The sequence below is a fragment of the Pseudoduganella sp. RAF53_2 genome (assembly GCF_052113985.1).
Lineage (GTDB): Bacteria > Pseudomonadota > Gammaproteobacteria > Burkholderiales > Burkholderiaceae_D > Rugamonas.
In genome coordinates, this window is sequence record NZ_JBFRDW010000925.1 from 1 (window position 1) to 1634 (window position 1634).

Annotated in this window: 1 protein-coding gene; it reads right to left on the bottom strand. The window is 63.1% G+C overall.

Annotation, left to right across the window (positions count from 1 at the left end; all coding sequences use genetic code 11):
• Positions 1 to 1634 (bottom strand): dihydropteroate synthase (locus tag AB4Z11_RS31075; protein WP_442029945.1); only part of this gene is annotated, 1634 nt, incomplete at both ends.

Here is a 1634-nt window from a genome sequence, read left to right on the forward strand (position 1 = left end):
TTCCTGCTTGGCTTCCTGCTTGGCGCCGCCCTTCAGCGTGGCGGCGAATTCGATCATGCGCTCGGTGGCGTCTTCGCGGCGGTTCAGCACCACGTCTTCCACGCGTTCACGCAGTTCGGCTGGCAGGTCGTCGTACACGCCGACCATGCCGGCGTTGACGATACCCATGGTCATGCCGGCCTTGATGGCGTGGTAGAGGAACACGGTATGGATCGCTTCACGCGCCGGGTCATTGCCGCGGAAGGAGAAGGACACGTTCGACACGCCGCCCGAAATCTTCGCGTGCGGCAGATTGTCCTTGATCCAGCGGGTGGCGTTGATGAAGTCCACCGCGTAGTTATTGTGTTCTTCGATACCGGTTGCGATGGCGAAGATGTTCGGGTCGAAGATGATGTCTTCCGGCGGGAAGCCAACCACTTCGGTCAGCACCTTGTAGGCGCGCTCGCAGATTTCGATCTTGCGCTCGAAGGTGTCGGCCTGGCCCTTCTCGTCGAAGGCCATCACGATCACGGCGGCGCCGTAGCGGCGGCACAGTTTGGCCTGGCGGATGAATTCTTCTTCGCCTTCCTTCATCGAGATCGAGTTGACGATGGACTTGCCCTGCACGCACTTCAGGCCTGCTTCGATCACCGACCACTTGGACGAGTCGATCATGATCGGCACGCGCGAGATATCCGGCTCGGACGCGATCAGGTTCAGGAAGCGCTGCATCGCCGCGAGCGAGTCCAGCATCGCTTCGTCCATATTGATGTCGATGACCTGGGCGCCGTTTTCCACCTGCTGGCGTGCGACGGACAGTGCCTCGTCGTACTGCTCGTTCAGGATCATGCGCGCGAAGGCTTTGGAGCCGGTCACGTTGGTGCGTTCGCCGACGTTGACGAACAGCGAGTCGTCGTCGATGGTAAAGGGCTCCAGGCCGGACAGGCGCTGCGCCACCGGCACATGTGGCAGCTCGCGCGGCTTGGCTTCGGCCAGCACCTTGGCGATAGCGGCGATGTGGTCGGGCGTGGTGCCGCAGCAGCCGCCGGCCACGTTGATGAAGCCCGCTTCGGCAAATTCACGCAGCAGGCGCGAGGTGTCTTCCGGCAGTTCGTCGAAACCGGTGTCGCTCATCGGGTTGGGCAGACCGGCGTTCGGGTAAATACAGACGAAGGTATCGGCGATCTGCGACAGCTCTTCGGCATATGGGCGCATCAGGGCGGCGCCCAGTGCGCAGTTCAGCCCAATGGTCAGCGGCCTGGCGTGGCGCACCGAGTTCCAGAAGGCCGGCACGGTCTGGCCGGACAGAATACGGCCGGAAGCGTCGGTCACGGTGCCGGAGATCATCAGCGGCAGGCGTTCTTTTTCCGGATGCTCGTCGAAATACTGGTCGATCGCGAACAGGGCGGCCTTGCAGTTCAGGGTGTCGAAGATGGTTTCGACCAGCAGCACGTCGGCGCCGCCGTCAACCAGGCCGCGTACCTGCTCATGGTAGGCGGTGACCAGCTGGTCGAAGGTGACGTTACGCGCGGCAGGGTCGTTCACGTCCGGCGAAATGGACGCGGTCTTCGGGGTCGGACCCAGCGCGCCGCAGACGAAGCGCGGCTTGTCCGGGGTGCTGTATTTGGCGGTGGCAGCTTTGGCCAGCTTGGCCG